Origin of the sequence: Streptomyces sp. MS06 (assembly GCF_047200655.1) — a bacterium.
Taxonomy (GTDB): domain Bacteria; phylum Actinomycetota; class Actinomycetes; order Streptomycetales; family Streptomycetaceae; genus Streptomyces.
Genome location: NZ_JBJZOJ010000079.1, coordinates 22,998 through 32,002, shown reverse-complemented (window position 1 = coordinate 32,002; position 9,005 = coordinate 22,998). Strand labels below are relative to the sequence as shown.

Here is a 9,005-nt window from a genome sequence, read left to right as displayed (position 1 = left end):
TTCGGAGCCGCCCGGAGACGGGACCGGAACCGCCCGGAGCAGCCGGGCGGCCGGGCCGTTCCGGCCCGGAGACCGGACCGGAACGGCCCGGCGGCCGGTACGGGCCAGGCCGAACGCCCGACCGAACACGAGATCAAAGGCCAGGTCAAGGGCCGCTCCGGGGCTGGTCAAGGGCCAACCGGGCCGACCGGCCAACCGTTCCCCGCACACATGTGCAACCCTGTTGCGCGCAACAACACGCAGCGGAAGGGGAGTCCGGGTGGCCGCGCCCATACAGCTCACACGGATGCACCGCATACTCATCGGTGTCGTCGTCGCCGGTGCCGTGATCATCGCGGGGATCGGTTTCGCCGGCTCGTACGCAGCCGTCCGCGAACTCGCCATCAAGAAGGGCTTCGGGAACTTCAGCTACGTGTTCCCGGTCGGCATCGACGCGGGCATCTGCGTCCTGCTCGCCCTCGACCTGCTGCTGACCTGGATCCGCATCCCCTTCCCGCTGCTGCGGCAGACGGCGTGGGTGCTGACCGCGGCGACGATCGCGTTCAACGGCGCGGCCGCCTGGCCGGACCCGCTGGGCGTGGGCATGCACGCGGTCATCCCGGTGCTGTTCGTGGTCGCGGTCGAGGCCGCCCGCCACGCCATCGGCCGGATCGCCGACATCACCGCCGACAAGCACATGGAGGGCGTCCGGCTGACCCGCTGGCTGCTCTCCCCCATCCCCACCTTCCTGCTCTGGCGCCGGATGAAGCTGTGGGAGCTGCGCTCCTACGAGCAGGTCATCAGGCTGGAGCAGGAGCGGCTGGTGTACCAGGCCCGCCTGCGTTCCCGCTTCGGCCGGGCCTGGCGCCGGAAGGCGCCGGTGGAGTCCATGATGCCGCTGCGGCTGGCGCGGTACGGGGTTCCGCTGGCGGAGACCGCACCGGCGGGCCTCGCGGCGGCCGGCGTCGAGCAGTCCCTGCTGCCCACGGCCGGGGCCCTCGACACCGTCGGCAGCCGTCCCCACGCCGAGCCCTCCTCCGCACCGCAGGCGGCACCGCCCGGCGAGCAGCGCCGGGAACTGGCCGGCGCTCCCGGTGGCCCCGGAGGCTCCCCTGCTCCGACCGGTCCGACCGGTCCGACCGGTCCGACCGGTCCGACCGGCGGCCCGTACGACCCCGCCGCCCAGGTGGGCCCCGCCGGCCCCCACGGTCCCGTACCGCATCAGCCCGGGGGCCCCGGCGGCCCGGGCGACGAGCAGAGCCCGTGGTTCAACACGCCCCGCCAGGTCGAGTACCACGGCGGCTACGACCCCGCCCTCGACCCGGCCCTCAACCCCGCCGGCGCCCCCGCCGACGCCTCGTACCTGCCCGAGGAGCAGTACGAGCAGTGGTACGAGGAGCAGTACCCGCAGGATCCCGAGCAGGCGGACGTCTCCCCGGAGCAGACCGGCAGCTTCCCGATACCGGTGGCCCCCGGCCGCACCCGCGAACTCGGCGACGGCGGCGGCGCCCCCGTGCCGGAGCCGACGGAGGAGGACTACTACCAGGTCTTCCGCCAGTCGATCAACGGCAGCTATCCGACCCCGCGCGAACTCATCGACAACGTGCAGGCGGAGTTCGGCAGGGACCTGCCGCCCGACGAGGCCAAGCGCATGGTCAACCGATTCCAGAACCGGCACACCGCCGAGATGGAGGAGGACCACATCGCCTGAGCCCGCGACCCCGCCGGGGGAACGCGCGGCCGCACCACGACTCCCCCGCGTCCGCGCCCCCTCCACGGCGCGCGGACGGCGTCCACGGCAGACGACGGACGGCGTCCAGGGCAGACGACGGACGGCATCCGCGGCGCACGCGGACGGCGAACCCACTCGAGGGCGCCCGGGGAACTCGTCGGAGTTCCCCGGGCGCCCTCGTCGCGGAACGCCGTGCGGTGACCTACCCGCTCACCCGCCGAGCAGCCTCCGTACCCGCTCCTGCCCGACCGCCAGCAGCAGCGTGGGCAGGCGCGGGCCGGTGTCCCGGCCCACCAGCAGGTGGTAGAGCAGCGCGAAGAAGGACCGCTGGGCGGTCTTGATCTCCGGCGGCAGCTCCTTCGGCGTGGCATCGGCGGGGAACCCGGCCTGCACCTTGGGCACCCCGTAGACGTGGTGGGTCAGGCCGTCCAGCGACCAGTGCTCGGCGAGACCGTCGAGCAGCAGCCGCACCGACTTCCGGGAGGCCTCGTCGAGCGACTTCAGCAGCTCGGCGTCCGGCTCCTCGCGGACGATGGTCCGCTGGTCTGCGGGCACGTGCGTGTTGATCCACGCCTCGGCCCGGTCGTACCGGGGGCGCGCCTCGTCGAGCGAGCCGAGCGGGTTCGCCGGGTCCAGCTCGCTGAGGATGCGCAGCGCCTGGTCCTCGTGGCCCGCGGTGATGTCGGCGACCGAGGCCAGCGTCCGGTACGGCAGCGGGCGCGGCGTGCGCGGCAGGTCGCCCGCGGCCGTGCCCACGGCACGCGCGTGCGCCGCGACGTCGGCCGGCAGTGCGGAGCCGTCCGCGACCTTGGCGTCGAGCCGGTCCCACTCGTCGTACAGCCGCTGGATCTCCTGATCGAACGCGATCTTGAACGACTGGTTGGGGCGGCGCCGGGCGTACAGCCACCGCAGGAGCTGCGGCTCCATGATCTTCAGCGCGTCGCCGGGTGTCGGCACACCGCCCCGCGAGGACGACATCTTCGCCATGCCGCTGATGCCGACGAAGGCGTACATCGGGCCGATGGGCTGCTCACCGCCGAAGATCCCGACGATCTGCCCGCCGACCTGGAAGCTGGAGCCCGGGGAGGAGTGGTCGACGCCGCTCGGCTCGAACACGACCCCCTCGTAGGCCCACCGCATCGGCCAGTCGACCTTCCACACCAGCTTGCCGCGGTTGAACTCGTTCAGCCGGACGGTCTCGGAGAAGCCGCACGCGGTGCAGGTGTACGTCAGCTCGGTGGTGTCGTCGTCGTACCCGGTGACGGCGGTCAGGTCCTTCTCGCAGTTCCCGCAGTACGGCTTGTACGGGAAGTACCCCGAGGAGCCGGAGGAGCCGTCGTCCTCGCTCGCCGCCCCGGACCCCTCGGCGGCCTCCAGCTCGGCCTCGTCGACCGGCTTCTGCGACTTCTTCCCGGCGGCCTTCGGCCTGGTGCGGTACTGGGCGAGCACCGCGTCGATGTCCTGCCGGTGCCGCATCGCGTGCAGGACCTGCTCGCGGTAGGCGCCGGAGGTGTACTGCGCGGTCTGGCTGATCCCGTCGAACTCCACGCCCATCTCGGCCAGCGAGGCGGTCATCGCGGCCTTGAAGTGCTCGGCCCAGTTCGGGTGGGCGGAGCCCTTCGGCGCGGGCACCGAGGTCAGCGGCTTGCCGATGTGCTCGGCCCAGGACTCGTCCACACCGGAGATGCCGGCCGGCACCTTGCGGTACCGGTCGTAGTCGTCCCAGGAGATCAGGTGGCGCACCTCACGCCCCCGGCGCCGGATCTCGTCCGCGACCAGGTGCGGGGTCATGACCTCGCGCAGGTTGCCCAGGTGGATGGGCCCCGACGGGGACAGCCCGGACGCGACGACGACCGGTTTGCCCGGGGCCCGACGCTCCGACTCCTCGATGACCTCATCCGCGAAACGGGAGACCCAGTCGGTGGTCTCGGTGCTCTGAGCCACGATCGGCACGTCCTTCTTTCTGAACGGGTGACACCCCATTGTCACAGACCGCCCCGCGACCCGGAAAACCGCTTTACCCCCCGTGGGATACTGGCCGGGACCATCCATCCCCACGAGGAGAACGGCACCCACACCTATGGCCCCGGTCACGTCCCTCACCGCCTCCGTCCACCAGCGCCTCGCGACCGCCCTCTCGGCAGCCCTGCCGGAGGCCGCCGACGCGGACCCGCTGCTGCGACGCAGTGACCGGGCGGACTACCAGGCCAACGGCATCCTCGCGCTGGCCAAGAAGGCCAAGGCCAACCCGCGGGAGCTGGCCGGGCAGGTCGTCGAGCGGGTCGACTCGGGCGAACTGATCAAGGACGTCGAGGTCTCCGGCCCGGGCTTCCTCAACATCACCGTCACCGACCGGGCGATCATCGCGAACCTCGCCGCCCGGACCGACGACACCGACGGCCGCCTCGGCGTCCCGCACGCCGCGAACCCGGGCACCACGGTCGTGGACTACGCCCAGCCCAACGTGGCCAAGGAGATGCACGTCGGCCACCTGCGGTCCGCGGTGATCGGCGACTCGGTCGTCCAACTGCTGGAGTTCACCGGCGAGAACGTGGTCCGCCGGCACCACATCGGCGACTGGGGCACCCAGTTCGGCATGCTCATCCAGTACCTGGACGAGCACCCGCACGAGCTGGACCACAAGTCCGAGCAGGTCACCGGCGAGGAGGCGATGTCGAACCTGGACCGCCTCTACAAGGCCGCGCGCAGGCTGTTCGACTCCGACGAGGAGTTCAAGGGACGGGCCCGGCGCAGGGTGGTCGACCTGCAGGCCGGCGAGCCGCACACGCTCGCCGCGTGGCAGAAGTTCGTCGACGAGTCGAAGATCTACTTCTTCTCCGTCTTCGACAAGCTGGACATGGAGATCAGCGACCCGGACATCGTCGGCGAGTCCGGCTACAACGACATGCTCGCCGAGACCTGCCGCCTGCTGGAGGAGTCCGGCGTCGCGGTCCGCTCCGAGGGCGCCCTGTGCGTCTTCTTCGACGACGTCAAGGGCCCGGACGGCAAGCCGGTCCCGCTGATCGTGCAGAAGTCCGACGGCGGCTACGGCTACGCGGCCACCGACCTGTCCGCGATCCGCGACCGCGTCTTCGCCCTCAAGGCGAACAGCCTGATCTACGTCGTGGACGCCCGCCAGGCGCTGCACTTCAAGATGGTCTTCGAGACCGCCCGCCGGGCCGGCTGGCTGGGCGACGACGTGCACGCCCACCAGCTCGCCTTCGGCACGGTGCTCGGCAAGGACGGCAAGCCGTTCAAGACCCGTGAGGGCGAGACGATCAGGCTGGTCGACCTGCTGGACGAGGCGATCGACCGGGCGACCGCGGTGGTCCGCGAGAAGGACACCCAGCACCGGCTGTCCGACGAGGAGATCGCCGAGCGCGGCACCCAGGTCGGCATCGGCGCGGTGAAGTACGCGGACCTGTCGACCTCGGCGAACCGGGACTACAAGTTCGACCTGGACCAGATGGTCTCCCTCAACGGCGACACCTCCGTCTACCTCCAGTACGCCTACGCCCGCATCCAGTCCATCCTCCGCAAGTCCGGCGAGGCCCGCCCGGCCGCCCACCCGGAGCTGGACCTGCACGAGGCGGAACGCGCCCTCGGCCTGCACGCCGACGCCTTCGCGGAGGCGGTCGCCGAGGCGGCCGGCGAGTACGCCCCGCACAAGCTGGCCGCGTACCTCTACCAGCTCGCCTCCCTCTACACCACCTTCTACGACAAGTGCCCGGTCCTGAAGGCGGAGACGCCCGAGCAGGTCGAGAACCGCCTCTTCCTGTGCGACGCCACCGCCCGCACCCTGCACCAGGGCATGGCCCTGCTCGGCATCAGGACCCCCGAGCGACTCTGACCCCGCCGGCCCGAACCCGACAGGGCTCGACCCCGGCAAGGGCTCCCTCACGTACGTCGGCCCCCGCCCCCGGAGCACCACCGGGGACGGGGGCCGACGGCGTCAGCGGTACCGCACCAGGTGCAGCCGGTGCACCCCGGCCGGGTCCGGCGAGGCGGGAGCGCCCGTGGCACCGTCGACCAGCACCGCGCCCTGCTCCGTACGCAGCGCGTACAGCAACTGCCCGACGGCCTCGCGTCCGCGCCCGTCCGTGCGGCGCGCCCAGAGCAGCGCCCGGGCACCGACCGGCAGTGCCGCGGCGGCGTCCAGCGCGGAGCGCCAGTCCCGGTGCTCGGACACGGACAGCGCGGAGCCGAGTTCCGCCAGCGCCGGACCGAACCAGGCGGCACGGCCGGGAGGCGGCGGGGCGGGCAGCTCAGCCGACCCGGGAGCACCGCCCGCGTCCCAGCGGGACAGCCAGCCCCAGGGGTCGCCGTTCGGCAGGCCGAACGGCGCGGTCCCGTCCTTGGGCACCACGAGCGTCGCGTCGAGCATGGCGTCCTGCCACTGCCCCCCGCCGAGGTAGCGCCGGGTGTTGCAGGAGAAGACCCAGCCCCGCCGGGTCTCGTCCCGGGCGGTCGGCGCCGCGAGATCCACCTCGCCGCGGTAGGCGTCGGCCAGCCACAGCCGCGCCTTCTCGACGGCGGACGCGAAGTCGGGCGCCTCGCTCTCCCACGGCTGCCGCGGCGGGGCGGAGGCGCCCGGCGCCGCCCGCAGCAGGACCAGCTCGCGCACCATGGAGGTGTCGAGCCTGGCCAGCGAGGACGTCAGCCCGTCGAGGAGGACGACCTGGCCCTTGTTGTTGTGTGCGTAGAGCAGGTTGCCGGTCGCCTCCTCCCCGCCGATCTCGCGGCGCACCCACACCACACCCCGGGTGTCCGGCCCCGGCTCGCCGACCGCCTTGACGACGTCGTCCCAGTCCCCGACGCCGACCCGCTCGAACCCGGGGAAGTAGCGGCGACCCAGCCTGGCCCACCAGCCCGGCGCCTCGTCGGACGGGCGCCAGGGAAGCGGCATCGACGGGGACCCGCCGATCGCCGAGTGCAGGGCGATCAGGCAGCCCCGGGCGTTGATCCTCCGCGCCTGCCCCGAGGCCCGCTGCTCCGCCTCCTGCCCGGAGGCCGGCTCCAGGTCCGCGAGGGGCGCGCCGGGCGCCGGATGGAAGGGGGAGCTGCCGTCCTTGGGCACCACGACGGAGGCCGCCAGCATCGGCGTGTGCGGATACCCGGGCTGCGGCACGGTCCGGCAGGCCATCAGCCAGGCCCCGGCCGTCTCGTACACCGGGCGGGGCGCGGACAGCTCGACCAGCCCCCGGTAGGTGGCGTGCAGCCAGGCGGCCGCGGCTCGGTCGGGAGTCGTCACGGCCACTCCTTGGGGGGCCAGCCGCCCGTAGCGCGTCGGTTCATGTAGTCGCCCACCGGGAGAGCCGTCGGCGGAAAGTGAACGGCCTCCCCCTCATGAGGGACGACGACCACCGAGGTGAACGGCGCCTTCGCCGGGTCCCCGGTCTCGATGTGCTCCTTGAAGTCGAAACGCACGGTCCACCCGTAGGGGAACTCCTCGGCCAGGTCCGGCAGCATGACGACGGAATCGGCGCACTCCGGGTAGGCACGCCCCGTCAGGAAATGCGCGGCGGCCGCCACCGCGTCGTCTCTGGTCATCATTTGAGCACCCCATCGCGGTACGGAATATGGCCGACTGATGTGACGTCTTTCTCCAGACGTCCCAGGGTTCCGGTCTGACCGTCGAGGAAGACGACCCCGTGGTCTGTATTGACAGCGTTGAACACGTGCGCTGATCCATCGGATCGGCTGATGTAGACGACGCTCCTCGAACCCTCTCCTCGGGCCTCAAGATCCCGGATGATGTCATCGTAGCCACCGACCATGTCGTAGTGGCCTTTGGGGCGATCCTTGAGGCCGAGCCGCTCCGGGGGCACGTGGTCGGGTTTGTCCTTGGGTGCCGCACTGACCTCGACGCCGTCCAGTCGCTGGTTCACGGCATCCACATTGTGGCTGCAGTTCTGGGTGTACCCGTGCGCCCCCGTGTTGTTGACGTCCTTCAGCCACGGATACTGGTCGTCCAGGAACTTCTGGGCCGTTGCCGGATCCACCGAGTCGAAGTGGATGGCCTTCTCCGACACGTGTTCGGTGCTCTTCGCCAGGCCGCTCCAGTCCTCCGCCGCGGCGCCGGCAGCCTCGTGCCCGCCGTACGACACGCCTTTCGACGCCACTGTGGCCGCCGTGGCCTCGGCGCCCTCCTCGGCCGCCATCCGGAGGCCGCCCTCGGCGAGCCCGACCCCGTCGGTGCCGACGACCTGGGGGACGAGGCGGCCGAGGAACTCGGAGGGGTCCTTCCGGAATCCGTCCACGACGGACTTCAGGGTGCGCTGCGGCTGTGCAGCGGTGGAGACGAGCCCGGACAACGTGGTCGACACGCCCTGGAGGTATTCGGCCGGGTGGGTCAGGTTGTAGGGGTCCACGGGGTTGAGCGTGCGTACGAAGTTGAGCAGGCCGGCGGTGCCCTTGATGAGGCCGCCCCCGAAGTGGGTGAGTTCGGTGTTGACCGCCGCGGCCCCGTCGGTGAGGTCGCTGCGCAGACGGTCCAGCGGCGGCGGTTCCGCCGGGGCGTGGGCCAGCGCCGCCTTGATCAGGCTCTCGGCGTGCGACGCGGCCGAGTTGCGCTGCTTCCTGGCGGCGGCCAGCTTCTCCCGCGCCGCTCTGATCTCGGCCTTGCCGGGGTCCTGGAAGGGCTCGGGAGTGGGGCCCGGGTCCTGGTCGGCCTTGATCTTCGCGTTGTAGGCGTCGATGCGTTTGTTGTACGCCTTGACCGCGTGCTCGGAAGCCCGCTTGCCCTTGTCGTAGGAGGCGATGGCCTCCCTCGCCTGCGACTGGGCCCAGACCACGGTGTCCGCGAACGCCTCCAGCGCGCCGGCCGCGGACTCGCAGGCCTCGGCCGCCTGGTGCCACTTGGTGGGATGCAGACCGAACTTCTTGCGGAAGCTGTCGCCGCCCTCGCCGCGCCAGCCGGAGGAGTCCACCCGCCTCATACCGTCGCCGACCGCCGCGAAGGCGGTGAAGAAGCTCTTCAGGTGCTGGGCGCTGTCACGGATCCGCCCGGGGTTGCCGTGGACGAGTTCGTCGGGCTCGTCGGTCTGGCCGAGCTGCTGCTCGCCGGGCGTGGCACCGAGGTCGGAGGCGACCTCGTCGCCCCAGTCGTCCACCGTGTCGGCCACGTCGTGCAGCCCGATGCGGTCCAGTTCGTCGCCGACCTTGTGGGCACCCCAGTCGACGCCCTTGCCGACGAGTTTCTCGCCCTGGTGGAAGCCGTCCTCCAGCTTTCCCAGGCCGTCGTTGACGCCGTTCTCGATGTGGCCTCCGAGCTTGCGGAGGTCGCCCATGACCC

6 protein-coding genes are annotated in these 9,005 nt (G+C 71.8%); 2 read left to right on the top strand and 4 right to left on the bottom strand.

What is annotated here, in order from left to right; all coding sequences use genetic code 11:
- The first annotated feature begins 286 nt into the window (after nucleotides 1–286).
- Nucleotides 287–1,690 (top strand): DUF2637 domain-containing protein, encoded by a 1,404-nt coding sequence (locus ACL02U_RS29785; RefSeq protein ID WP_412794091.1) that lies wholly within the window; start codon nucleotides 287–289, stop codon nucleotides 1,688–1,690.
- A gap of 231 nt (nucleotides 1,691–1,921) precedes the next feature.
- Here the strand turns inward: ACL02U_RS29785 and lysS are convergent, their stop codons facing one another.
- Nucleotides 1,922–3,664, bottom strand: coding sequence for a lysine--tRNA ligase (gene lysS / locus ACL02U_RS29780; protein ID WP_412794090.1), 1,743 nt, complete (start codon nucleotides 3,662–3,664; stop codon nucleotides 1,922–1,924).
- Between the two features lie 127 nt (nucleotides 3,665–3,791).
- Here lysS and argS point away from each other — a divergent pair, with 127 nt between their 5' ends.
- Nucleotides 3,792–5,561: an arginine--tRNA ligase gene (argS, locus tag ACL02U_RS29775; RefSeq protein ID WP_412794089.1), complete on the top strand. Its 1,770-nt coding sequence runs from the start codon at nucleotides 3,792–3,794 to the stop codon at nucleotides 5,559–5,561.
- Nucleotides 5,562–5,663: 102 nt separating this feature from the next.
- Here the strand turns inward: argS and ACL02U_RS29770 are convergent, their stop codons facing one another.
- The 3 genes from ACL02U_RS29770 to ACL02U_RS29760 are packed head-to-tail and all read right to left on the bottom strand — an operon-like array spanning nucleotide 5,664 to nucleotide 9,000.
- The gene (locus ACL02U_RS29770) at nucleotides 5,664–6,962 is read right to left on the bottom strand and encodes a YrhB domain-containing protein (protein ID WP_412794088.1); all 1,299 of its coding nucleotides are present in this window, start codon (nucleotides 6,960–6,962) and stop codon (nucleotides 5,664–5,666) included.
- Entirely contained in the window at nucleotides 6,959–7,264 is a 306-nt protein-coding gene (locus tag ACL02U_RS29765) for a YrhB domain-containing protein (RefSeq protein ID WP_412794087.1), read from the bottom strand. The genes ACL02U_RS29770 and ACL02U_RS29765 overlap by 4 nt, the downstream gene beginning before the upstream one ends.
- Nucleotides 7,261–9,000, bottom strand: a complete 1,740-nt coding sequence (locus tag ACL02U_RS29760) for a putative T7SS-secreted protein (RefSeq protein ID WP_412794086.1) — start codon at nucleotides 8,998–9,000, stop codon at nucleotides 7,261–7,263. Before ACL02U_RS29760 ends, ACL02U_RS29765 begins: the two co-directional genes overlap by 4 nt.
- Between the last annotated feature and the right edge of the window lie 5 nt (nucleotides 9,001–9,005).